This is a genomic window from Pseudoalteromonas sp. S1608 (assembly GCF_005887265.1).
In the GTDB taxonomy this organism is placed as follows: domain Bacteria; phylum Pseudomonadota; class Gammaproteobacteria; order Enterobacterales; family Alteromonadaceae; genus Pseudoalteromonas; species Pseudoalteromonas undina.
Genome location: NZ_PNDK01000018.1, coordinates 140,337 through 165,268, shown reverse-complemented (window position 1 = coordinate 165,268; position 24,932 = coordinate 140,337). Strand labels below are relative to the sequence as shown.

At 40.0% G+C, this 24,932-nt stretch carries 21 protein-coding genes; 5 read left to right on the top strand and 16 right to left on the bottom strand.

The window, feature by feature from the left end; all coding sequences use genetic code 11:
* Positions 1–70: 70 nt before the first annotated feature.
* Entirely contained in the window at positions 71–2,197 is a 2,127-nt protein-coding gene (locus CWB75_RS09285; protein ID WP_138570482.1) for a TonB-dependent receptor plug domain-containing protein, read from the top strand.
* 78 nt (positions 2,198–2,275) lie between these two features.
* On the opposite strand, the gene CWB75_RS09280 is transcribed toward CWB75_RS09285, so the two are convergent.
* Positions 2,276–3,157 (bottom strand): LysR family transcriptional regulator, encoded by an 882-nt coding sequence (locus CWB75_RS09280; protein WP_138570481.1) that lies wholly within the window; start codon positions 3,155–3,157, stop codon positions 2,276–2,278.
* A 108-nt stretch (positions 3,158–3,265) separates the two neighbouring features.
* Between CWB75_RS09280 and CWB75_RS09275 the strand changes: the two genes are divergently transcribed.
* Positions 3,266–4,246: a TDT family transporter gene (locus CWB75_RS09275; RefSeq protein ID WP_138570480.1), complete on the top strand. Its 981-nt coding sequence runs from the start codon at positions 3,266–3,268 to the stop codon at positions 4,244–4,246.
* A gap of 3 nt (positions 4,247–4,249) precedes the next feature.
* Here the strand turns inward: CWB75_RS09275 and CWB75_RS09270 are convergent, their stop codons facing one another.
* Positions 4,250–4,432, bottom strand: a complete 183-nt coding sequence (locus CWB75_RS09270) for a DUF2986 domain-containing protein (protein WP_138570479.1) — start codon at positions 4,430–4,432, stop codon at positions 4,250–4,252.
* A gap of 162 nt (positions 4,433–4,594) precedes the next feature.
* Between CWB75_RS09270 and CWB75_RS09265 the strand changes: the two genes are divergently transcribed.
* Entirely contained in the window at positions 4,595–6,082 is a 1,488-nt protein-coding gene (locus tag CWB75_RS09265; protein WP_138570478.1) for a dipeptidase, read from the top strand.
* 60 nt (positions 6,083–6,142) lie between these two features.
* Here CWB75_RS09265 and CWB75_RS09260 read toward each other — a convergent pair whose 3' ends face one another.
* The 4 genes from CWB75_RS09260 to CWB75_RS09245 form a co-directional block, all read right to left on the bottom strand.
* Entirely contained in the window at positions 6,143–6,904 is a 762-nt protein-coding gene (locus CWB75_RS09260) for an EAL domain-containing protein (protein WP_138570477.1), read from the bottom strand.
* A gap of 205 nt (positions 6,905–7,109) precedes the next feature.
* Complete coding sequence (locus CWB75_RS09255) at positions 7,110–7,538, bottom strand: OsmC family protein (RefSeq protein WP_138570531.1); 429 nt, start codon at positions 7,536–7,538, stop codon at positions 7,110–7,112.
* A 124-nt stretch (positions 7,539–7,662) separates the two neighbouring features.
* Positions 7,663–7,797, bottom strand: coding sequence for a DUF2256 domain-containing protein (locus tag CWB75_RS09250; protein WP_076921450.1), 135 nt, complete (start codon positions 7,795–7,797; stop codon positions 7,663–7,665).
* 2 nt (positions 7,798–7,799) lie between these two features.
* Positions 7,800–9,308, bottom strand: a complete 1,509-nt coding sequence (locus CWB75_RS09245; RefSeq protein WP_138570476.1) for a cryptochrome/deoxyribodipyrimidine photo-lyase family protein — start codon at positions 9,306–9,308, stop codon at positions 7,800–7,802.
* A gap of 104 nt (positions 9,309–9,412) precedes the next feature.
* On the opposite strand from CWB75_RS09245, the gene CWB75_RS09240 reads away from it, so the two are divergent.
* The gene (locus tag CWB75_RS09240; protein ID WP_055011688.1) at positions 9,413–10,021 is read left to right on the top strand and encodes a flavin reductase family protein; all 609 of its coding nucleotides are present in this window, start codon (positions 9,413–9,415) and stop codon (positions 10,019–10,021) included.
* A 41-nt stretch (positions 10,022–10,062) separates the two neighbouring features.
* On the opposite strand, the gene CWB75_RS09235 is transcribed toward CWB75_RS09240, so the two are convergent.
* The 6 genes from CWB75_RS09235 to CWB75_RS09210 form a co-directional block, all read right to left on the bottom strand.
* A complete protein-coding gene (locus CWB75_RS09235; RefSeq protein WP_138570475.1) occupies positions 10,063–11,364 on the bottom strand; it encodes an MFS transporter in 1,302 nt (433 codons plus the stop codon).
* Positions 11,365–11,431: 67 nt separating this feature from the next.
* Positions 11,432–14,737, bottom strand: coding sequence for a response regulator (locus CWB75_RS09230; RefSeq protein WP_138570474.1), 3,306 nt, complete (start codon positions 14,735–14,737; stop codon positions 11,432–11,434).
* On the bottom strand, positions 14,737–15,975 hold the full coding sequence (locus CWB75_RS09225) for an ABC transporter substrate-binding protein (RefSeq protein WP_138570473.1): 1,239 nt from the start codon (positions 15,973–15,975) through the stop codon (positions 14,737–14,739). Before CWB75_RS09225 ends, CWB75_RS09230 begins: the two co-directional genes overlap by 1 nt.
* 181 nt (positions 15,976–16,156) lie before the next feature.
* Positions 16,157–16,999 (bottom strand): glutathione-dependent disulfide-bond oxidoreductase, encoded by an 843-nt coding sequence (gene yghU, locus CWB75_RS09220; protein ID WP_138570472.1) that lies wholly within the window; start codon positions 16,997–16,999, stop codon positions 16,157–16,159.
* 17 nt (positions 17,000–17,016) lie between these two features.
* Positions 17,017–17,622 (bottom strand): rhomboid family intramembrane serine protease, encoded by a 606-nt coding sequence (locus CWB75_RS09215; protein WP_054202093.1) that lies wholly within the window; start codon positions 17,620–17,622, stop codon positions 17,017–17,019.
* A gap of 113 nt (positions 17,623–17,735) precedes the next feature.
* Positions 17,736–18,419 carry a type 1 glutamine amidotransferase domain-containing protein gene (locus tag CWB75_RS09210; protein WP_008108786.1) on the bottom strand — a complete coding sequence of 228 codons (684 nt, stop codon included), beginning with the start codon at positions 18,417–18,419 and terminating at the stop codon, positions 17,736–17,738.
* Positions 18,420–18,573: 154 nt separating this feature from the next.
* Between CWB75_RS09210 and CWB75_RS09205 the strand changes: the two genes are divergently transcribed.
* On the top strand, positions 18,574–19,494 hold the full coding sequence (locus CWB75_RS09205) for a LysR family transcriptional regulator (protein ID WP_010391235.1): 921 nt from the start codon (positions 18,574–18,576) through the stop codon (positions 19,492–19,494).
* On the opposite strand, the gene CWB75_RS09200 is transcribed toward CWB75_RS09205, so the two are convergent.
* The 4 genes from CWB75_RS09200 to CWB75_RS09185 all read right to left on the bottom strand — a co-directional run bounded on the left by CWB75_RS09200 (position 19,474) and on the right by CWB75_RS09185 (position 24,770).
* A complete protein-coding gene (locus tag CWB75_RS09200; RefSeq protein WP_138570471.1) occupies positions 19,474–20,223 on the bottom strand; it encodes a dienelactone hydrolase family protein in 750 nt (249 codons plus the stop codon). The genes CWB75_RS09205 and CWB75_RS09200 overlap by 21 nt on opposite strands.
* Before the next feature lie 61 nt (positions 20,224–20,284).
* Positions 20,285–21,610 (bottom strand): glycerophosphodiester phosphodiesterase family protein, encoded by a 1,326-nt coding sequence (locus CWB75_RS09195; RefSeq protein WP_138570470.1) that lies wholly within the window; start codon positions 21,608–21,610, stop codon positions 20,285–20,287.
* 69 nt (positions 21,611–21,679) lie between these two features.
* Positions 21,680–22,525, bottom strand: a complete 846-nt coding sequence (locus CWB75_RS09190; RefSeq protein WP_171039108.1) for a carboxylate/amino acid/amine transporter — start codon at positions 22,523–22,525, stop codon at positions 21,680–21,682.
* A gap of 109 nt (positions 22,526–22,634) precedes the next feature.
* A complete protein-coding gene (locus tag CWB75_RS09185) occupies positions 22,635–24,770 on the bottom strand; it encodes a M3 family metallopeptidase (protein WP_055011698.1) in 2,136 nt (711 codons plus the stop codon).
* Between the last annotated feature and the right edge of the window lie 162 nt (positions 24,771–24,932).

Below are 24,932 nucleotides of genomic sequence, written 5' to 3'. Positions count from 1 at the left end.
AATATGTCGCGCTTTTTAGATTGCTACAGCACGTATAATTTACCCACAAAAATTTTGTGGTAAATCAATAATGACTGATAAAAAAAATTCTTTAACCTCTTATTTATTATCCCCTTTAGCGCTTGTTATAAGTAGCGTATTATCGCCAGTTGCTTTTGCAGATGACACCTCAATTGAAGTGATTGAAGTGCACGGCCAAGCACAAAATAAACACCTATCATTAGGCTCGTCTGAATCGCTATTAACCGATATAGGAGTGGACTTTTCAGCCGCTGGTGGTATGGCCAATTTACCTGTTTTAAATGGTTTAATGGGCGATAGAGTGGCGGTACTGGTTGATGGGGCGCAAATCACCGCCGCCTGTGCTAACCAAATGAACCCGCCACTGTCTTATATTTCAGCCAATCAAATTAGTAGCTACAAAGTGGTTGCAGGTGTTTCTCCAGTAAGCGCGGGAGGCGATAATATTGCAGGTGTGATTGCTGTTAATTCTATTTCACCTCAGTACAGTGAAAGTAGCGAACTTGCATGGCATTCAGGTTATGTGTCAGCCCAGTACAACACCCTTGATAACGCCAAAAAGGTCGGCGCAGGTATGCGCATTGCCAGCGATGTACTGAGTTTTAATTATCAAGGTGCTTATAGCGATGCTAACAGTTATGAAGATGGTAACGGCGGTTTAGTGCTCGATACCCTATACCGCGCGCAAAACCATAGTTTAAGTGCTGCCATGCGCGATGATAAGCAACAATTAGTGGTTAAGCTAAGTCATCAAAAAATACCCTATCAAGGCTTTGCTAATCAATATATGGATATGACAGATAACACCAGCTATGGTGCTGTGGCCCAGTATAAGCGCACTTTTACAAACAGTGAGCTTGAAGCGCAGTTAAATTGGCATAACGTAAAGCATGAAATGGGGTTTTTTAGCGCAGAAAAACCCGGAAAAATGCCCATGAAAACCGACGCCGAAGATATAAGCACCCAGTTAAAATGGCGACTAGCGCTTGATAACAACAGCCAGTTACTACTCGCGCAAGAGTATCACCACATGAAATTAGATGACTGGTGGCCTGCAGTTGAAGGCTCAATGATGATGGGACCAAATGACTATAACAATATTAATAATGGCCGACGTCAGCGTATTGCAGTGCTTGCTGAATATGAAAGCCAACTAAGTACTCGCTGGTGGGTAAATGCAGGCATTCGATTTGAAAATGTAATGACCAACACTGATGATGTACAAGCATATAATGCAGGCATGGCTGCAATGAATGCGATGGCCATGGCGATGCCAAGTGATGCAATGGCGGCTAAAAAGTTTAATAACCAAAACAAAAAACAAACAGATAATTTAGTTGATGCAAACGTGCTGATTAATTATCAACTAAGCAATAACGACGAACTACAAATTGGCTTAGCCCGTAAAAATCGTGCGCCTAATTTATACGAACGCTACAGCTGGGGCGTAGGTAATATGGCCACCACTATGATTGGATGGTACGGCGATGGCAACGGCTATATTGGTAATATAAGCCTTAAACCAGAAACTGCGCACACGCTTAGCAGCACGTACACCCGCATGGCAAAAGATGACAGCTGGCGTATAAGTGCTAACGCGTGGGTGAGCGACGTGAATAACTATATTGATGCCAACATAGTAAGAAGCTTTAACCGCACAGCGCTTGCTGCCAATACCCGTAATGTACTTATGTTCAATAACGTAGATGCCAGGCTTTATGGTGTAAAGCTAGATGCGGTTTTAGCACTGCACGAGTCTAAGCAGTATGGTAGCTGGTCGTTAAAAGCTAATATTACCAACACCCGTGGTAAGCGCGACGATACTAATCAGCCGCTTTATCAAATTAAGCCGCTGCAAACCCAATTTGCCATTAACCAGCAAGTTGGCCGCTTTGAAAACGCACTCACGTGGCAGTGGGTCGATAGTAAAACTCGCGTAGATAGCAACCGGCTAGAAAACCAAACTGAGCAGTACCATTTACTTAATTTAAGCTCAAAAGCCAGTTGGGATGCATTGACCGTAAGTGTTGATATTACCAATCTGCTTGATGAGTATTATAAATTACCACTTGGTGGTGTAAGTATTGCAGAATTTAAACAAGATATGTCGCAGGGCTTTAATCAATTAGCTGGGCAGGGGCGCTCAATAAATTTAGCCATGAGTTACGCGTTTTAAGATGATAGAGTAAGTTAGTATAAGCCGTCAGATTCGATTTTAGGTTAATCGAGTCTGACGGTTTATTGCTATTAATTTTTAAGTTTGCTTGTGACAAAATTCTATAAACTGCTTTAACAGCGGGTTTTTGTACTTGTCTTTATGCATCACTAACCAAAACTGCCTTTGCATGGGGTGGTTTAAATTAAGCTGTGTAACACGGCCATCTTTTAGGGCATATTGCGCAGCAAGTGATGATAAACATCCTAACCCCAAGCCATTTGCTACACAGTTTATAAGCGCTTCAGTGGTATTGAGCTCTACGCTTTGCGTCCAATTTTTAATTTGTGGCGCAAGGCTATGTAAAAAGAAGGAACGCGAGCCTGAACCAGTTTCTCTTAATACCCATTGGCTACTATTAAAGTCGTTAAAGCTAAGTTGCTTTTTTGCAGCCAATGGGTGGCTTATTGGCGCAATAATACACATGGCGTCATGGCTAAACACATTAGAGACTAAATCGCTTTGGTGGGCTTGGCCCTCAATAAGTGCTATATCGAGCTCGTAATCTATAAGTTTTTGACAAATAAGCGTCGAATTGGAAATCAGTATTTGTTGCGAGTAATGCTGTTGCTGCGCTCTAAAGTTGCTTAACAAAGCAGGCAATACATGATTACCAATCGTGTCGCTGGCACCAATTTTTAAAGTTCCGCTGGCAGGAACGTTGTCTAAAAATAAGTTATCGATAGTATTTGCCCGATTTAATAGTTCATCAGCAAGGGGCAGTAGTTTTTGCCCTTCTTGATTTAATAATAACCGGTTATTTACACGATCAAATAATGGATGGCCTAACTGCTTTTCAAGTTCGCTAAGCGCCATACTCACCGCCGCTTTAGATAGAAACAATGATTCAGACGCTGCTGTAAGGGTGCTGTGCTGGGTTATGCCGACAAATACTTTAAGTTGCTTAAGTGAAATATTCATTATGCTATGTTTAGTTTACCTGAACCTGTGTTCTATATAATTAGATTTAACTTAACAAAATGCAAGCGTAAACTTCTCTGTAAGTTACAACCACAGGGTGGAATAGAGATGTTTAAACATATAAAAACAAAAGTATCTGGTGCACCAACACCAATGGGCGGTTTGGCATTAGGTATTGCCAGCCTAGGTTGGGCTTGGGAGAGTATGTTTAGTCTAAATGGCGTAGCACAATATACCGGTGCCGCTATTGCGAGCGTGTTATTGCTATTGTTAACTCTTAAGTTTTTACTGCATCCTCAGCTGCTTAAAGCCGATTTAGCCCATCCGGTTGTGGGAAGTGTGGTGCCTACTTTTGCTATGGCTACTTTAGTGGTGTCTAATTCTTTAGGGCAGTTTTACTCCCTTGCGGGAGATGTGCTTTGGGTTGGTGCATTTTTATTACATGTGGTGTTTTTAATCAGCTTTATTGCTCATCGCGTGATTGAATTTAAAATTGAGCATATGGTGCCAAGCTGGTTTGTACCGCCGGTTGGGATCATTGTTGCCGATGTCGCGTTTTCAGGGAATCCGGCTCTGCTATTTTTAGCACAAGGGGCGCTTTATTTTGGCATGCTGATGTATGCAGTTATGTTGCCTATGATGATTTACCGGATCATTTTTGCTGCGCACATTCCAGATGCTGCACAACCTACACTGGCTATTTTAGCGGCGCCAGCAAGTTTATCGTTAGCTGGTTACTTTACAGTTATCAGCGAGCCGTCACCGGTTATTATTGGCTTGTTATTTGGAATTGCGGTACTGATGACCTTTATAATTTACGTCGCATTTTTTAAATTACTGCGCCGTCCATTTTGCCCAGGTTACGCTGCGTTTACTTTCCCTATGGTTATTGGTGCTACTGCGTTATTTAAACTTGCCGCATGGATGCATGCAGAGGGTATTGATTTGCAGTTTGTTAAGCAAATACAGTATTTAGCAACGTTTGAACTGATTGTGGCAAGTGGGGTAGTTTGCTATGTGGCGGTTCGTTATTTGGCTCACTTTAAGCTTTTTAACACCCAATTTAAGCCTCTCACCCTATCGCAATAACAATTAAACGCTTGTTTGCACTACTTCGTTGGCCGCTTGCTCAATTGCTTGTTCGGCATCTTGCTCAGCAAGCTTTGCGCGTTCAGCTTTTGAAACATAAGCCGGTTTGTTGCTTTTATGCAGCTTGGCATTAGCACGCTTATCTTTGTTATTAAATTTTGTAATGATCTTTTTTCTGCGATTCATGATTCACCTCGTAATTTTGAGCTGCGCATTATACAGGCATCTTGTTCAAAGCTGTTAGACAAATTATAAGCTTTGCTTGTGGGTTTGCCTCAAAGCGCTGTTTGTCACTTTACAAGGAGGTTATAATTAGTGTTCTTTGTTGTTAATTAAATGGAATCTGTTTTGAACAAGCTAGCTTTAGCAAGTATTGCCTTATGTGCATTTAGCGCTCATGCACAATTAAATAAACACAGTGAAAGCGTGGCCGATTACGCAGTTAATAACTATCAAAATGCACAGGTGCATACGCTTACTAATTTAGTATCGTTTCCTACGGTTAATAAAAGTGAGATCAGCGCACCACAAAACTCCGACTTTATAGGCTTTAAAGCGCTATTAAAAATGAAAGCCGCTGAACTTGGCTTTGACTACCAAGATTTAGGCTATACCGTACTCATAGGCATGGGTGAGCAAAAAGAAAAAGTAACCATAGTGACTCACGGTGATGTACAACCTGCAAACGCCAGCAAATGGAAACAAAGCCCATTTATTATTGATACCTCAGAGCCGGGTAAATTAGTTGGCCGAGGTACCGAAGACGATAAAGGCGCTATAGCCACCGCTTTATATGCGATGAAAGCCATAAAAGATAAAGGCATAACCCTTGATAACCGCATTGAGCTGATGGTTTATTTGGCCGAGGAGTCTGATTGGGGGCCGTTAACTGAGTTTATGAAAACCTATGAGCAACCAAAGTATGCGATAACCATTGATGCCTCATACCCTGTAGTGGTTGCTGAAAAAGGCTGGAGCTTAATTGCGCCAACATTTGATGCAACATCACCACAAACAGGTGTGTATGTCAGCAATGTAACGGGTGGTGCCTTTGCTAGCCAAATCCCTGAAGATGCCAGCTTAACTTTGCATAATGCGAGTCCTGAATTGGTGGCTCAATTAAAACAAACAGCCAAGGTTCTTAAGCAAGTAGAATTTACCTTTGATGATCAAACAGATGGAACTTTAATTAGTGTTAAAGGCATGTCGGCTCACTCATCTGAGCCAGAGTCAGGTGTTAACGCCATTGCTTATTTGGCTGAACTATTTAAAGCCGTTGAGCTTGAAAACAACAGCGATGGGCAGCTCATTAAGTTTGTAAATCAGCTAATTGGCCTAGATATTCACGGTAAACAGTTTGGTGATATTGCGTATAAACATGACTTTATGGGGCCAATGACGGTAGCGCCCACAGTTATTGAACGAGACGGTAATAACCTAACGTTAGCGGTTAATGCTCGTCGTCCTATGGGTAAAGAGGCTGACTTACTAAAACAGCAAATTAATAGTGCGCTTACTCAATGGCAAGCTGATAATAAAGTAACATTAGCCAATGTTAAAACCACCATTGGTACACCCATGTTACTTGATGACGCGCCCCATGCGCAGAAGTTACTTGATATTTTTAAACACTTTACTGGCGATCAAGACGCAGATTTTGTCTCTATTGGTGGTGGTACCAACGCTAAGTTATTTGATAATGCCGTATCGTTTGGTCCATCAATGCCAGGTAAACGCTACACCGGTCACTCAGAGCATGAATTTATTACGCTTGAGCAACTAGCACTTAATTTACGTATGTACACCGCAATGATGATAGAGCTGGGAAACATGTAATTAACCAATAGCAAAAACTAAAAAACCGCCATGATGGCGGTTTTTTATAACAACTAAATGTTATTGAAAATTAACGCCTGGTAAGCACTCAAACCCAGGTTTTGCAAACAAGTAGCCTTGCATTAATTCAATGCCGACACTTTTTAACCAGTGATACTCTTCAACTGTTTCAATACCCTCAGCTAACGCCATTATGTTCAGTTCTTCAAACATATTTAAGCAGTTACGCACAATCGTTTGGCGTTTTGTGTCTTTGTCGATATCGCGTATAAGTGCCATATCGAGTTTAATAATATCTGTTTGAAAGTCAGCTAGTAAGTTTAATCCAGAATAGCCTGAGCCAAAGTCATCGGTAGCTGTTTTAAAGCCTAATTCTTGGTAGTAGCTTACAACCCGCTCAACGTGGCTGCTGTCTTCTATTTTTTCAACTTCAGTAAATTCAAACATAATATTAGTTGTAGGGAAATTGTACTTTTTAGCCGCTTCTAGGGTAGTGCGAATACAGCGCTCAGGCTTATAAATAGCGTTGGGTAAAAAGTTAATGCTTAGCATGGTGTTTATGCCTAGCTTAGAGGCAAGTGCAATGGCTTTAATTCTACATAGTTGGTCAAAGGTATAGCGGTTGTCGTCGTTTACTTGGGAAATAATAGAATAAGCCGACTCATTATTTAAACCACGAACCAGTGCTTCATAGCCATAAATAGTGCTGCTCTGGCAATTTATAATAGGCTGAAATGCCATAGTAAAGTCAAAATCTAGTTCGCTAGAATCAGCGCAGTTGCTACAAGATACTTTTTCGCAACTTTGTGATTTCTCGTTCATGCATCCACCTTTGAATTTAACCCACACTTAAAGGTGGTTAAGTTTCTTGTAATCCTAACAAAGTATTGAGATTTTACATAATTATATTAGCGAACATTAATATAACTCATAATAAAGTTTTTATTTAATTCATGAAAAATTAGCAGTAAGGTTATGCTAAAACATAATCTTACTGCTACGCAAAAAGTATAATTGGTTTACAAAATTAGTTAAGTGTTGCCGTTAGCTTTATGCTGGTATTGAGTAATTTTGAAATGGGGCAGCCTTTTTTGGTGTCTTCACACAGGGCTTGAAATTGCTCATTGGAAATATCAGTAATTTTTGCATTAACTACCAATTCAATTTCACTCACCGCAAAGCCATCGTCTACTTCATCTAAGCTTACTGTTGCTTTGGTGCTTATATCGTCAGCAGTAAAACCTGCTTCGCCTAACGCCAATGATAACGCCATGCTAAAGCAAGCACTGTGGGCTGCACCAACTAGCTCCTCTGGGTTAGAGCCGTGCTTATCTTCAAAGCGAGTATTAAACCCATACGGCTGGTTATCGAGAGCACCACTTTGAGTTGATATAGTGCCTTTACCACTTTTAATATCGCCAGACCAATTTGAGCTTGCCGTTTTTTTAATTGTCATCATGTTCTCCTTGTTGCGATTAATGTAAATTTTTCAGCATTGATATCAGTTGTATGTAAAATAATCCGATAATTGCTTAAAAATGTACGTAGTAACATGGAGGCTGCAAGATAAACGCCAATCTCTATTTGCTACGTTTACATCGCTCAGAACAATAAATAACGTTATCCCAGTCTCGTTGCCATTTTTTACGCCACGCAAACGGTTTATTACACACAGGGCATATTTTTTCAGGTAGGGTTAGTTTTTTATGTGCCATAGTTATTTGCCTGACTGCTTTTTGGATTTACGTACCGAGGGAGTGATGGCTACATGTTTTTTTAGTATGGCATGAATAGCACGTTTAACATCGCTACGCTCTCGGTATTGCCACAATCGCTCGCGTGCCTCTTTAGATGCTCGAGTTAAATCAAGCATCGGCTCTGGGTAATCTTCACCAAGTTTAAAGTCGTTAAATAACGCTTCCATTGGCGTTTGTTGCCAGGGTTGATGTAAATATTCAATGGGGAGCTTTTCAAGTTCGGGGCACCATTTTTTTATAAATGCGCCGGTTGGGTCTTGATCTTCAGATTGTTTAATGGGGTTGTAATGGCGAATAGTATTAATGCCAGTAACCGATGCCTGCATTTGTATTTGCGGATAATGAATACCTGGCTCAAAGTCTAAAAAGTAATTAGCCAGCGGAAAACTTGCCTGTTGCCAGCTGATGTTTAAATGATGGGTTACAAAGCTCACCAGCATAGCGCGCATTCTAAAGTTAATATAACCGGTGGCTTTTAAACAGCGCATGCAGGCATCAATAATAGGAATACCGGTTTGCCCCTGTGCCCAGCGTTCAATATCGCTAGTAACCTTAGCGTCATCACGATACGGAAATGCATGGTAACCCGGATTTAAGGCTTTAAATTCCATGCTGCATTCGCTTTCAAACTTTTGCATAAAATGGCAATGCCAATGCAGGCGAGATACAAACGCAGCAAGCGGACGCTTCCAGCCTTTTTTATCGGGATGGGTTGAATGGTATGCGTCTATCGCCATTTGATACACCTGCCTAAGACTAATATTGCCCCAGGCTAAATAGGGCGAAAGCCTAGAGCAATGCGTGCGGCTCAAGCTTGGGCTAGAGATCCCTTTTTGATAGCCTTTACCGCGCTCGGCAAAAAAACTGTGCATAACATCGCGGGCAAGTCGCGGCCCTCCATATTGAAAGTTGTCATCGTCAGCTGTGTAACTGTCTGGTAATTCTGGCGATTGGTAGTGTGTGAGTGTCACTGTTTTAATGTGTTTCCAATCTGGGATGGCAATTGGCGCTTGCATTGTTTGTTGCCAGCATTCATTCCAATTATTGCGATTTTTTTTACCCCGAATGACAGCCCCCGTTGGCGACTCTAACCAGTTAACCTGATTATGTTGGCACCATGCTTTAATCGCTTTATCGCGCTCAAATGTATTATTTAAGCCGATTTCTTGGTGACTAAAGAGATTAATTATTTCAAACTGGGTGAGTAGCTCTTCAAGCAACGACTGCATATTTTGTTTAAATATGTACACGCAGCTATTAAAGCGTTCAAGTTGTTGGTTTAAATCACATAGTGACTGATACACAAAGCGCCAATGTCGCTCGTTATAATGAGCATCTTCGAGTAACAGCGGCTCAAAGTTGTACAGCAATAATGTTGGAAGCCCATTGCTAAACGCATGCTTAAGCGGTTGATGATCGCTTAAGCGTAAATCGCGTTTAAACCAGACAATGTTTATTTTTTGGCGCATGAAATTAAACTATTTGCTAACGGTGTAGTATTAATGAAGATCCAATCTATAAGTACGTATTGCCTAGTACTAGGGTTTAGTTTTTAACTTAAAAGTGAGAAATAATGTTTTTAGATTTAATTCAAAACAACAACCGCTCTGTTTATAGCTACTTAGTTGGCGGTATTAGTCCACGACCGATTGCATGGATAAGCACCCTAAGTAGTGAGGGGGTAAGCAATATTGCACCTTACTCTTTTTTTACCGTAGCAAGTTGTCAGCCTGCAGTGCTAAGTGTGACTCAAGTTAACCCCAGCGATAAAGCCAATAAAGATACACTGACAAATTTACTAGCCACCAAAGAATGTGTGGTTAATATTGTTAGTCATGTTTTAGTAGAGCAAATGAACCAAAGCTGCGCTAATTACCCTAATAATGTCAGTGAGTTTGATGAGGCCAGCATAGAGAGAGTCCCAAGCCAGTTAGTTAATCCGCCGAGTGTTGCAGCTTCAAAAGTACGCTATGAATGTAAGCTTCGAGAAGTGATCACTATTTCAGATGAACCAAGCGGTGGCAAAATGATGCTCTTAGATGTAGTGGGAATTTTTATAGATGACGCCACGTTGGTAAATGGCTACATAGATCCGACACGTTTAGATGCAGTAGGTAAAATGGGCGGCGATTACTTTAGCACCACCAAAGATAAGTTTGTATTAAAACGCCCACAACTTTAAAGGTGAGCGTTTTAATTACATAAGGTTAAACAGCGCGCTATTTACTCTGTTTTTGGTAAAAACAGTGCACTCATTGCCCCCAAAAAACCTAACCCACTGTAAAGCAAAATAAGCTCTGCGGTTGATAAAAACGATTCTAATAAGCCTATGCTGCCCAACATCAGTAATAAAACCCCAATAACGGTATTACTAACCGACACATAATCGGTGCGTTTGTTACCCTCTGCCATATCGACGAGGTACGTTTTTCGCCCTAAGCGTACTCCTTGGTGCGCAACTGAGAGTAAAAAGTACAAAATAGGCATAGCCCACCAATTTAGTAGCAGCTCGTTATACCAAGTTGCAATAACAAATACAGCCAGCCCATTAATGGTAACCAAAGTGGCACTGAGTACCAGCACTCGCTGGCTAGATAAGTCACTTAAGCGTCCCCAAATCGGCGCTGAGACTAGGCTTGCAAAGCCGGAAACGGCAATAAAGGTGGCAAGTAAAGAAAATTCAAACGACTGTTTACTGGCTAAAATAATATAAAAAGGGGCACTCAATGCTGAACAAAGCAGTAAGGCACGTGTAATAACAAAATGCGCAAACTGTTTGTCTTGGTATAAAATTTTTAACTTTGAAAACGCGTGCAATAGGCCATTATTCGCTCCTTCGGTAGCGCCACTATATTCGTTAATTTGTGCATAAAAAAACGCGGCAATCAGCCACATTAATGCACCCAGTAGTAAAGCGATGATCACAATATCTTGATCTTTTTGCTGTGAAAAAAACCACATCAAGAGACCAAACGTTAATGTAGCAAAACCGGCAATACTTGCAGCAAGCCCGCTAATATTACCGCGTTGCTGTTTAGGAATAACTTTGCCCAGCACATCTTTTGCAGCGACAGAGTTAAACCCTCTGGCAAGGCTAAATAAAATTAATAAGCCAATAATGGCGTAGCCTGCTTGTGCGCCCTTGAGGGTGAACGCCACCGCAACCATGGCTAAAATGCATCCTGCTTGCATCACTGCACCTATTACCCATACCCATTTACGAACGGGGAGTTTGCGAATAACGTTAGCAATAGCAAGTTGGGGCAGCAATGAACCCGATTCTCTAATTGGTACTAACCAAGCAATAAAACTCGCTGGTACATTTAAGCTTTGCATTAACCATGGCAGCGTTATTTTTGGATTAAGCAGTGCATCAGCAAACTTACTAAACAGCTGGCTAATGAGTAAAATAATAAAATTACCGGGTACTTCCTGACAGGCATTGTCGTCGATGGCCTTACACGCGCGAGCATCTTCTTCGTTATTTAAGCGTTTATAAATTTGTTCTTTTGTCAGTTTTTTCACTCTATTTTACCGCTGTATAAGTACAAATATTTATATATATTAAGATGGTATGGTTAACATATCTACTTTACTCATTGTTTTTAAGTTCATATGGCAACCACTTTAGAAGTTTTTTAAATAATATGTCTTGTGCAATGGGCTTAGAAATATAGTCGCTCATTCCAACCTGTAAGCACTTAGCTTCATCGCCCACCATAGCGTTTGCTGTCATAGCAATAATAGTAATTTGGGGATTTTTACTTCCAACTTCATTTACTCTTATATGGGTTGTGGCTTGGTAACCATCCATCACTGGCATTTGGCAATCCATTAAAATGAGTGAGTACGGGTTATGGGAAGTTGTTTGTTTTAAATATTCGAGCGCGTGCTGACCATTTTCTGCAATATCAATGCTATTAATTCCTATTTTTTTAAGCGTGGTAGAGGCGACGATTTGATTAATGTTGTTATCTTCAACTAGTAAAATACGAATGTTTTTGTCCCACACAATATCATCGCTCGACAAAGACTGAGTGTCAGATAAACCCTTAGTAATGAGGCTGTTATTACTTTGCTGTTTACCGCTAAAGCAGGTCGATAGCATCTTAAAAAGATTTTGTGTGATTATGGGCTTTGTAACAATGGCTGAAAACCGAGACGCTTGATATAAATCGCGCTGTTTATTTAGCTCACCCGTGGTCATTAAAACAACATGCGCAGCCATAAGATCTACTTCTTTATCAAGGGTTTTACTTAAGGTTAACGCATCGCCGTCACTTAGCTGCATATCAATCATAATTAAATCAAAACAAAGGTTTTGTTTTTCGATATATTGCTGACATGTTTTCACAGCCTGCTTTGCGGATGGGCTGATTACGGCTGTTGCTCCCCATTTAGTAAACTGCTTGTGTAAAATAGAAGATTGAGTTTGATTGCTGCACACAATTAAAATATTTAACGATGACATATCTACAGGGGGTAATACTTTTTGTGGGTTTTTACTGCGTTTTAGAACAACATTAAAGCTAAAGTTACTGCCCTTATTTTCTTTAGATTGTACCTGTATATCACCTTCCATTAGGTGGCATAACTTTTTAACAATCGCTAAGCCTAAGCCCGTGCCACCATATTTTCGTGTTGTTGAAGAGTCAACTTGAGAGAATGATTTAAATAGCTTGGCTTGTTGAGCTGCAGAAATACCAATTCCAGAGTCTATTACTTGGCAGCTAAAACGCATTTGATTGTTGTTAATCGGTGTGAGTTTAGCAATAACTTGCACTTCGCCTTCATGGGTAAATTTAAGCGCATTATTTACTAAGTTTGTTAAAATTTGTTTGAGGCGTCCGGCGTCACCAATGACAAAAGCGTATTCAAGATGCTCTATATCTAGCATTAACGGAATATTTTTACTGTGAGCATGAATTGCTATTGTTTCGATAAAATTGTCGAGCATGTTACAAAGGTTAAACTCCAATTCTTCAAGCTCAAGCTTACCGGCATCTACTTTTGAAAAGTCTAAAATATCGTTAATAATATTTAATAAGGAGTTTGCACTATTGAGTGCAATGCTTACCTGATGATGTTGTTTTTCATTTAATGAACTATCTAAAATCAAATTAAGCATGCCTAATACGCCATTCATAGGCGTGCGAATTTCATGACTCATTGCCGCTAAAAACTCGCTTTTAGCAATATTAGCCTGCTCAGCCGCCGCTTTTTCTTCAATTAATAATTGATTCGCTGCTTTTTGCTCAGTGATATCTTGCTGAATTCCCACATAAGCTGTGAGCTGTTGCTGCTCGTTAAAAACAGGTGAGATTTGTAGGCTATTCCAAAATTCCGTGCCATCTTTTTTATAATTTAGTATCTCTATACGTTGAGTTTTTAATGTTTTTATTGCATGAGTAATAATATCTATTGCGTTCTTATCTGTGTTTGGCCCTTGAAGTAAGCTGCAATTTATTCCTAGCATTTCCCCTTTACTATAGCCTGTGATTTTTTCAAATTCAGAATTTAAAAATACTAAAGGAAAGCCTTGCACGCTCGCATCGGCTATAGAAATACCCACATTACATGATTCGATTGCCTGCGCTAATAAATCATTTTGCTCTTTTGCTTGTTTTAATGCTTTTTGAGAACGTTTTTGATCAGTAATGTCAGTTACAGAGCCTGCCATTCTAATTGCTTTATTATGCTCATTGCGCAGTGCCATCCCTTTTACTGTAAAATAACGATAAGCGCCTGATTTAGTCTTTAATCTATAATCGTAATTAAAGGGAATGTTGCTAATTAAGTGATTTGCTATTTGCTTTTTATGCTTGGTTATATCATCAGGGTGAAGTAACTTATAAAGTGCATCAGTACAGTGAGGTAAAGCGTTTTTATCGTTTTCGTCGTAGCCAAGCAATACGCTAATACGGGGAGAAAAATATACTTCATTTGTAACAATATCCCAATCCCAAATACCATCATTACTGCCTTTAACTGCCAGTTCGTAACGCGCTTCACTTTGCTTTATCGCTTCTTTTGAGGATTCTAAAAGCTTAAACGGGTTTAGTAGTAAGTGCCTGCCAAATAAAAACAGAAATAATGTCGATAAAGCCATGCTTGCAATAATTGATATAGCAATATCGATTATGAAGCGAGTGGTTTTAGCAGCAATTAAATTGGCAGTAATGTAGTAGTTTAATGTTATATCTGTATTGCCAATGAGGTTTTGGTTAATGCTGACATACTCGTCACCTTGATTTAAATTAGAATAATAAACCCATGGTCCTGCTAATGTCAGTCCATGTCTTTCACGGTCAAAGTCGGTCGGTAGTAACTGGGTCATTGGCGTATTAAATTGAACCATAAGCACGCCCTCAGTAAAGTTATTATATTTTATAGGCACCGCAATTGTGAATAAATCAGTATTGGTTGGCTTATTTAATATCACCGCCTTTTCTGTTTGCTCTTCAAGTAAGCTATTTATCCATGGTTGCTCAATTATACTCAGCTCGTTAAGCGAAGGGTCGTTACTAAAAACCACCTCTTTTAATACGTTTATAATCGTTATTTTTTCGGTGCTACCCATTATTTTATATTGAAAAAGGTAATCTTGGAGTAGCGCTTTTGAGGTGTCTGACCCCATTATGGCGTTAGATAAAATAGGTTGACGAGCAAGGTCATTAAGAATTTGTGTTCTTGTTTCTAAAAATAGTGTGAGGTAGCTGGTGGTGAGTTTAGATTCAATCTCAAGACTTTTACTTTGCAAATCATAGATAGCAGTATTTGCACGATGACCAACAAACAGTAAAGAAATAGTCACTGATAATATTAAGCTCAATACTAAAAAAGTATAAAAAGCATTATTTGTTGAGAGCTTAAATTTTTTATTTATTAATGCTCGCATTACTCAACATTGCCTATTGGGTTATTGATAATGTGTATTTTTCCATCTGGTTGATAATTTGCCATGCATAAATCGTCAAAACCAAGTGCTTCGTGGGCATCAATATTATTAGCTGACCACACAGCAAAAGGTCGTTGGTATTGTTTTATTAAGCCATTAACTGGCATGGTTAAGTTCTCAAGTGCATGTTTAATTTTTGCTCTGTTGTGCTCTGTATTATCGGTTAAAGTTATTTGTGATATGCCCTGTAACAATAGTTTTGTTAAGTCGTAGGCATGAATAAATCCAGCCGGAGAAATTAACTCAGTGGGTGCTACAGGGTTAGGCTTGAGAGATAAGCTTTGTGCTATAACATTTTTAGTTAAAGCGGTTTGCGGCGTTTTTAAAAATGAAAAACAGCTTTGTATAAAATGTAAGCTCAAGTTTGATTTTATAGCTTGTTCAACGTTGGCAAAAAAATCCCCACCCGTTATTCCCCAATGACTAACAATAGGAAGGCGTTCATTTTTGGCAAAACTTGCCATCGCATTTATAAATACAGCCCCCTCAATGGCATTTCCAACAAATAAAATACACTCTGCAGGTGTATTTTTTATTTGATGCAGCATTAATTTGGCGTTATTTATTTTTGTGTTCCAGTTAAACCATTTTACTTGTGGTTTTATATCACCAAAGGCCTTAAGCATGGTGTTGTTGTTTGATTTTCCCCATGGCGTGTCTTCTAAAAGTAAGAGCGGATTTTTGCAATTTAGAGTTTTCGTTGCAAATTGGGCCATTCTATAGCCGGCTTTTGTATCATCTACTGAGAGCCTAAATACCCAGTTATCATCGCTAGGGTATCGGGTAATAGACCCTCCGGCAGCCCAAGGCAGTAGTAGTAATATTTTGTTTTTATTGATGAAGTCTCTGTTTTTTATATATGGCGTGGAGTGCAATCCACCAATAAAAACCAGTGCATTGCGGTCTTTTAGAAACTGCTGCATGTGCAATAAGCTGCGATTCGAATTACCTCGGTTGTCTTTTTCAATCAGTGTGAGCTGATAATCTTGCACGTTATTATTAATCTCAGCTAAAGCAGTCAGCACCCCCATCTTCATTGCATAGGCCGATTCGTAATGGTTTGAATAGTCTGAGTCATGGTAGAGCGTTAATGTTTTTACATCTTCGCTGCGTGCACTTAAAGGAAATGCTGCAATATAAAGTACAATTAAGAGGAGTACACAAACCAAAGATCGCATAATAAACTTTATGTTAGTAATTTTTATTAAAGTTAGTCTATTTTGGCGTGTTTTCCTGTTTTAAAAGGAAATTATTTAATTTTTTTATAAAAATATAAACCTGAAATATGATTCAGTATTTTTTTATTTATGGGCATAAAAAAGCCAGCTAAGCAGCTGGCTTCTTGAACTGTTTTGACTTTTATTTAAAGTCTTGGGCAGTGTGGCGCTCTGCCATTTGCTCTTCTTCCGGGCCCCACGTACGATTAACGCGACGACCTCGTTTTACGCCAGGGCGTGCAGCCACTTGTTTAGCCCAGCGCATAACGTGAGTGTAAGAAGCCACATCTAAAAACTCTGCCGCGTCGTATAGGTCACCTAAAACCAGTGAGCCATACCACGGCCAAATAGCAATGTCGGCAATTGAATATTCACTGCCTGCCATGTATTCATTGTCACTTAAATGGCGGTTTAGTACATCAAGCTGGCGCTTAGTTTCCATGGTAAAACGGTCAATCGGGTATTGCATTTTGGTTGGCGCATAGCTGTAAAAGTGACCAAAGCCGCCACCTAAATAAGGCGCCGATCCCATTTGCCAAAACAGCCAATTACGACATTGTGTTTTAGCTTGAAAATCATTAGGAATAAGCGCATCAAACTTTTCGCCAAGGTATTGTAAAATAGCGCCTGATTCGAATACAGGGGTTGCTGGTGTTGTAGAGTGATCCATCAACGCAGGTATTTTTGAGTTTGGGTTTATATCAACAAAATCAGAGCCAAACTGGTCGCCTTCACCAATATTAATTAAATAAGCATCGTACTCAGCCTCAGTAATACCAAGCTCTAATAGCTCTTCAAACATAATACTGACTTTTTGCCCGTTGGGGGTCGCTAATGAGTAAAGCTGAAATGGATGTTTGCCAATAGGCAGTGTTTTATCGTGAGTTGCTCCTGCAATTGGGCGGTTAATGTTTGCAAATTTACCGCCACTTTCATTGTCCCATGTCCATACTTTTGCTGGGGTGTAGTCGTTGTTATCACTCATAAATAGCCTCTAATAGTTTAAACGTGCGTATTTGCTTTGCCCGTTGTTGCTTTTAATTTATCTGCTTTTGCTAATTTATACCCTAAAAAGAATCCACTTAGTGCGCCAAACAGATGGCTTTCAAACGAGATGTGCAACCGCTGTGGTAATACGCCCCAAATAAAGCCACTGTATAAAAAGGCCACCACCACGGCTATAAAAATAGATTTAAAAGAACGTCTTACAATGCCATAGCATAAAATAAATCCCCATAACCCATAAATAACGCCACTTAAGCCGACATGAATATTGCCACGAGCAAACATCCATACCAGTAATCCACCGACTAATGCGGTGAATATAAATACACTATAAAAACGCTTTACGCTGTATTGGCAAATTAACCAGCTTAAAACAATGAAGGGCAGCATATTACTAGCAAAATGCCACCAGCTACCGTGTAAAAAGGGAGCGCAAAGAATACCAATCAGCCCTTGAATGCTGCGTGGGTAAATACCTAAACCATTTAAACTAATGCCTGGCAGGCTATTAATTAGTTGCAACACAAAACAAATAGTCACAATGCTTATAATGGCAAAACGGGTGCTGCTAAGTAACGACAAGGTGGATGGTTTATTTTGCATACGGTGCCCTTATTTATATTAAGAGTGGCCAGTATAGGAATAGTGGTGAGTAATGAAAAGCAAATTAAAAAGCACAGCGATTAAACTGTGCTTTTTATACTGATTAATTGTAATTAACCAAGCTTGGTAAGTAATTTTTTAGCTGCTAGCTCAGAGCTTGCTGGGTTTTGACCGGTGATCACTAAACCGTCTTCAAGCGCAAGAACGCCCCAGTCGTCGGTTTTTTGATAGTCACCACCTTTTTTGATCAGCTCGTCTTCGACTAAAAATGGCACTACATCTGTTAATTGTACAGCGGCTTCTTCAGTGTTACTAAAGCCGGTAACTTTTTTACCCGCAACCAATGCATTGCCATCAGCATCTTTTGTATTTAAAAATGCGGCGCTCGCATGACACACTGCTGCCACTGGCTTTTGTAATTTTACAAAATCTTCGATGAGCGAGATTGAATCTGTGTTATCCACTAAATCCCATAATGGGCCATGGCCGCCTGGATAAAATACCGCATCAAAATCTGAAGCATTCAGTTCACTTAGTACTTTTGTGTTTGCCATTAATGCTTGCGCTGCACTGTCGTTGTCGTATCGCTTGGTTGCATCAGTCTGGAAGTCGGCTAGTGTACTGGTTGGGTCGATTGGTGGTTGGCCACCGTTTGGTGAAGCTAGAGTGATTTCTGCGCCAGCATCTACAAATGCATAATAAGGGGCGGCGAATTCTTCTACCCAAAAACCTGTTTTCTCACCGGTATTGCCTAAATCAGCGTGTGAAGTAAGTACCATTAGTATTTTCTTAGCCATTATTTTTTCCTTCTGATGATTTAAAATTGTAATCTTTGCTTAGCAATTACTATATGCACTAACCCAACCTTAAACAACGATGATAAATTTAACTTTATTGATTTAATAATTGATACAATCGGAGGGTTGAAGTTAAAAACGCACTGGAGCGTCCATGAAAGTCTCGTTTGAACAATTAAAAAGTATGGTGGTATTTGCACAAATAGTTGAGCAGGGCAGTTTAACTGCAGCGGCAAAGCAACTAGGGTTAACACGGGCGGTAGCCAGTTATCATTTAAAAAAGCTAGAAACGCAACTTGAAGTAACCTTACTTAATCGTTCAACACGGACCATGGCCCTTACTGAAGCCGGTATGGCTTACTATGAGCGTTGCCGAGTTATTACCGAGCAGGCTAATGCTGCCAATCAACAAATAGAAAATATAAAAAGTGAGCCCCAAGGATTATTAAAAATTAGTTGCCCGGTTAATGTGGGGATGCAATTAATAGTGCCTGCAATTAATACCTTTAAGCGCCAATACCCCAAAATTGATATAGATTTACAGCTAACTGATGATGTGGTGGATATTATTAAACACGGATTTGATTTTGCTATTAGGGGGGTTGCGCTGCGCGATTCAAACCTACAGGCAACCAAGTTAACCACTATGAGTACTTGTATTTGTGGCGCGCCTAATTATTTTGCACATTATGGTAAGCCCACTACGCCCGATGAATTAGCACAGCACCAATGGGTGGTTTATCAGTTAGGGAGCAAAATCTTGACCTTGCAAAAAGATGGTAAAAAAGTCGACATTACCATGCAAGGATCGCTCAGTACCAATAATGCCGCTGCACGGACTGCATTTGTAGAGGCAGGACATGGCATAGGGCGTATACCGCTATACGATGCATGGCCAAAAGTACAAGCGGGTTTACTGCAAATTATAATGGACGACTACAAAAGCAAAGATATTGAATTGTATGGAGTTTTCCCGCCAGGAGCGACGGGATCTAAAAAGTTACGTTTGTTTGTTGATTATTTAAAAGCGTACTTTGTAAAACAGCATACGGCATTAGGTATGCGTAAGGGCTAGCGCTCGGTTAAATAAGGCAACAGCCTGTTGATACATTGCTATGGCGAGAGCTGCATCGTAGCGCTCGCCTTCATCACGCATAAAGGCATGTTGCGCGTTAACTTCTTGCCATTGGTAATTTATGCCAGTGCGAACAGCTTGCTGGTATATTTTGTCTCGACCATCTTGTGGTACATGAGGGTCTTGTTTACCCCAAATAAAATGAATTTCACCGAGTATATCGGCCATGCGTTCAAATGAGTTATTACCGGGTTGTGCGGGCAGTGTATTACTGTGTATATCGGTGGCGTATAAACAAAACGCGGCTTTTATAAGTGGGTTTAAAGCGGCTCTGTAAGCTAAATGTCCACCAATACATACACCCATAGCTCCCACGTTTCCTGAACAATAACTTTGGCGTTTTACAAACTCGATAAGGCTTTGTGTGTCGCTATCATGATGCTCTAAAGGTTTAACCCATTTATCGTTATTACCTTTATCTTTACCTTCATCATCATAAGCCAGCACAGTTCCGATAGGGTTAAGCTCATGAAACACTTCTGGTACAAGTACCACAAAACCATGACTGGCTAAAATAGCTGCACTGCGGGCAATAGGTGCCGTTTGCTGGAAAATTTCAGAATAAAAAATAATGGCAGGGTATTGCCCCGATGTTTGTGGGCGGTAAATAGTGGTTCGCATTAACCCTGTAGGCGTTGGTAAGTCAGCGTTATGGTGTTGAATGATCATAAAAGCGCTCAGTAAAATAAATATAATAGCTGAGCGCGGTCAAATAAACACGCCCTAAAGTTTAAATACTTGCAGGCATTTTATTGCAACTTGCGTAGTAGCTAACCGTAGCTGGCCAATCAGAAAATATACCGATTACACCAACCTCTTTTGCAAGTACATCAACCACGGCCATCATGTCACCATCGTTATCTATAACATCACTAATTGACTGGTAATAGTATCCGCCTCCATTATTCAGCGGCCCTGAACGTTCAAGACTCCATGCAATAATATTAAGCCCTGCGGCTTTAGCATCAATAGCGTACTGTGATGGCACTATATTACTTTCATTATCTATGGTTAATAGCATCCAAATGGGTGGAGCAATAATTTTAACACCGTCATTAAAAAGCGAAGCCATACTAGGTTGCCATGTGTCGGGGTTGTTAGGATCAAACCCTGCATCGCTGTCTCGGCCATCTAAATAAACGCTTTGCGCTGCAAATTCAGGGTTAGTATTAATCCAATATTGTACGTCAGCTAAATTAAATGATTGCGGAAAAACACGCGAAGCGGGTACCTCCATTTGCGTGTATTCATCTAGCATTTTTTGTGCGTATTGCGCTTGGGTCATACCTTTAAAGGGCATACTCACTTGAGGTGATTTAAGCTCTGGGGTCATTTTTACTCCGAGCTGTTTAAATAGTGCAATACTTTGTTTGTGGGTCATGAGTGTACCTGAGGTGGCGTATAAGTCAGTGCGCCAACTTGGTGTACCTTTCATGTAATCGCTAACATTGGTGGCACTGGTGTTTGCGCCATCCATTTTACCCTCAAGGGTTAAAAACTCTGTCAAGCTAATATCACTGGTACAACATTTAGCTGAAGCAGGCGTGCCACTGTTAGAGTTTGCTGGAGTAAATGGCTCACTGCATTTAGCCGCAAGTTCTGGAATAGCTAAAATATTAGTGGTGGTGTGCAAGTCGCACTGAGAATGGCGGCATACTAGCTCTTTATCATTTGTAAAGGTTACATCACATTCGACAATACCAGCGCCCATACGAGCAGCCGCTAAGTAAGACTCTTGTGTGTGCTCTGGGTATTGCATGGGGGCACCACGGTGACCAATTGAAAAATCAGTACGATAAAAAGGGCCTTCTTTACACGATTCTAATTGTGTTTTTAGTGCGCTGTCAGCCATATCATCAATTAAGTAGTCAGGGCGAGTACCTAGTTGCGTATTGGTTCCTTGAGCTACTTCAACAATAACCGGGGTAGGTACTTCAACAATTTCAACGTCAGTGTTGGTAACAACCACTTCTTTTTCGACTATTTTTATATCGTCATCACAGCCAGCGAGTGAGCTTAATAATAAAAAAGTTGTTAGAAAAGGTATGCGCTTCATTATTTGTCCTTAAAAATAAAAGTGGACGCTACCTTACTAATTATTAATGACAATTTCACTACAGAGTGATTAATTTGCTGATTTAGCCATTATTTGGTTTACCACCAAGGCAGACAGCATCACTCCCGCGCCAATACTTAATCTAAGTAGGTCTGCGTCTCTATTCCAAATAAGTACATTAACAATAATACCGGCAGGAATAAGCAAGTTGTTCATCACCGCCAGCGCGCCAACATTAACAAGCGTCGCGCCTTTATTCCACATAAAGTAGCCTAAACCGGAGGCCACAATGCCTAAATAAATCAGTATGCCCCATTGAGTTGAGGTACTTGGTAATTTGTTAAGATCACCAAATAAGGCGTAACAGGCGCTTGCAACAATTAGTGCGCCAATAAAAAACCAACCAAATACGGTTTTATCATCGAGTTGTTTATTAAGCATTAATCGTTTGTAGGTTACTTGGCCGATAGCAAAACTAATATTAGCGCCTTGAACCAGTAGTAATCCGACTAAAAAGTTACTGTCTAAGTTTTCATAACGAATGGTAATAGCCCCTAACACGGCAATAAACGCGACGATAAAAAACTGCGGATTAAACTGTTTATTTAGCGCATCGTTTAAAAGCGTAATGTAAAGCGGGGTCATTACAGTAAATAACAGCACTTCTGGCACACTTAAAAACAAAAATGAGTGGTAATAAAAGCCATACATAACCCCCAGTTGCAGTGCGCCTATCAGCATGAGTTTAAACGCAAGTGGGGTAGGGATTTTCTTTAAAAAAGGCAAAAATACTAACGCTGCTAAAGCCACACGAATTAGCACACTAAACCACGCATCAACTTGGCCAGCTAAATACACACCAATTAAACTAAACGAAAACGCCCAAAGAAGGGTAACTGCAAATAAATAGCCCATAACACTCATCTTGTCTTAAGTAATGGTGTCAGTTTATCTGTTATATATTGTTCTATAAACAATAAAAGCCCGCAAGCGGGCTTTTATATCAGTTGATTAAAAATATTAATTAATCAACTAAACCACGGCGCTTAAGTAATGCATCAGTCGTTGGTTTTTGGCCTCTGAACTCAATGTAGCTTTGCATTAAGTCGCGGCTGTTACCTTTTGATAGGATCTCTTTACGGAACTTATCGCCATTTTCGCGCGTTAAGCCACCATTGTTTTCCATATGAGCAAAGGCATCAGCGGCAAATACTTCAGTCCATAGGTAAGCGTAGTAACCTGCTGAGTAACCACCTGCAAACGTATGGCTAAAGTAGTTTGATTTGTAACGAGGTGGTACAGGGTAGTAATCAATACCGTGTGCCTTTAACGCTTCACTTTCAAACTGTTGTACATCAGTTACTTTTTTGTCAGAACCAAATGAGTGCCATTCCATATCCAGTAGTGCTGCAGCTAAATATTCAGTGGTACCAAAACCTTGGTTGAACTTTTGCGACTCAAGTACTTTATCAAGTAGTGCTTGAGGAATTGGCTCACCTGTTTTGTAATGCTTAGCGTAGTTAGCTAATACACTTGGCTCAATCATCCAGTCTTCATGTGCTTGTGATGGAAATTCAACAAAATCACGCGCTGTAGCAGTACCTGCTAGGCTTGGGTATTTAACGTCAGAGAATAAACCGTGTGCTGCATGACCAAACTCATGGAACATAGTCGACACTTCGTCAAACGTCATTAACGTTGGCTCGCCTTCTGCTGGCTTTGGAATATTTTGTGCATTATAAATAACCGGTTTTGTGCCTTTTAAGCCGCTTTGGCTTACGTATGCACTCATCCATGCACCGCCACGTTTACCTTCACGTGCATATGGGTCCATGTAAAATAAGCCTATTGCGCTGCCATCAGCATTAAATACTTCAAACGCCATGACGTCTTCGTGATAAAGCGGTAGGTCTTTACGCTCTTTGAATGTAATGCCGTAAAGTTTTTCCATTGCAAAGAATAAACCGTTATGAATAACCGATTGCATTTCAAAGTAAGGCTTAACTAAGGCTGGATCTAGGTCGTATTTTTCAGCACGCACTTTTTCTGCATAGAAAGACCAATCCCATGGTTTTAGTTCAAAACTTTCACCAGAATCGTTAATTACTTTTTGAATCGCTTTTGCTTCTGCTTGCGCTTTTTCAACTGCTTTTGGCGCTAGGTCATCTAAAATACCGTACACGTTATCAGTGGTTTGAGCCATGCGTGAAGTCATTACATACGAAGCCCAATCTTTAAAGCCTAACAGTTCTGCTTTTTGTGCACGTAGGTTAGTTTCTTTAATAATGATAGGGCCGTTGGTTTTAGCTGCACGGTTGGTTGATGCTTTAAAAATCTGCTCACGCAGTTCACGGTTTTCAAGGCTAGATAAAATAGGCTGTTGTGTGGTGTTCACTAGGGTGATCATGTAGCCATCTTTGCCTGCTTTTTTAGCAGCTGCTGCAAGACCTGCAATTTCACCTTCAGATAAACCAGCTAGTTTGCTTTTATCTGTTACTAAAATGACGTCTTCTTTAAACGATTTTAATACGTTTTGAGAAAACTCTGTTGATAACTTTGCAAGCTCAGCGTTAATTTCACGCATTTTTGCTTTTTCAGCATCGTTTAATTTAGCACCGGCTTTAACAAATTGTTTGTAGTAAAAATCAACAAGACGTTGATCTTCAGCGCTTAACTTATCTTTGTTGTCGTATACTGTTTGTACACGTTCGAATAATGCACCATTTAGGTAAATGTCATCAGAGTGTGCTGAGAACACAGGCGCCATTTTTTTATCAATGCGTTGGTACTCATCGTTAGAGATAAGACCTGATAAGTTGTAGAATGCAGCTGATGCGCGGTTTAATAGTTCACCAGCAAGTTCCATTTCTACCAAGGTATTTTCAAAAGTAGCTGGTTCTGGATTATTGGCAATTGCCAAAATTTCTGCATTATGTTGTGCAATACCTGCATCAAATGCAGCTTCGTATTCAGTAGTACCAAACTTATCAAACTCAGGAGCCATGTATTGCAATGGGCTTGGTTTAAATAATACATTGCTTGCGTTGATATCTTGCACTTGTGCTGTGCTTTGTTGTTTTGTTTCTTGGGTGCTTTCAGAAGAACAGGCAGATAATAAAAGTGCACTAGCAATCGTAGTGGCGATCAGTGTTTTACGCATAATAACTCCATAAAAAATAGTAGCCGAAATAGGCTTTTCGAGTCGAAAACCCAGTTAACTTACCAAATTTTGACTTATATACAACAAAGTTTATCGATTTAAAGCGGGATTTAAACGCAAATTAGGTGATAAAAACTCGGTATGTAAATAAAAAAGTAGAAA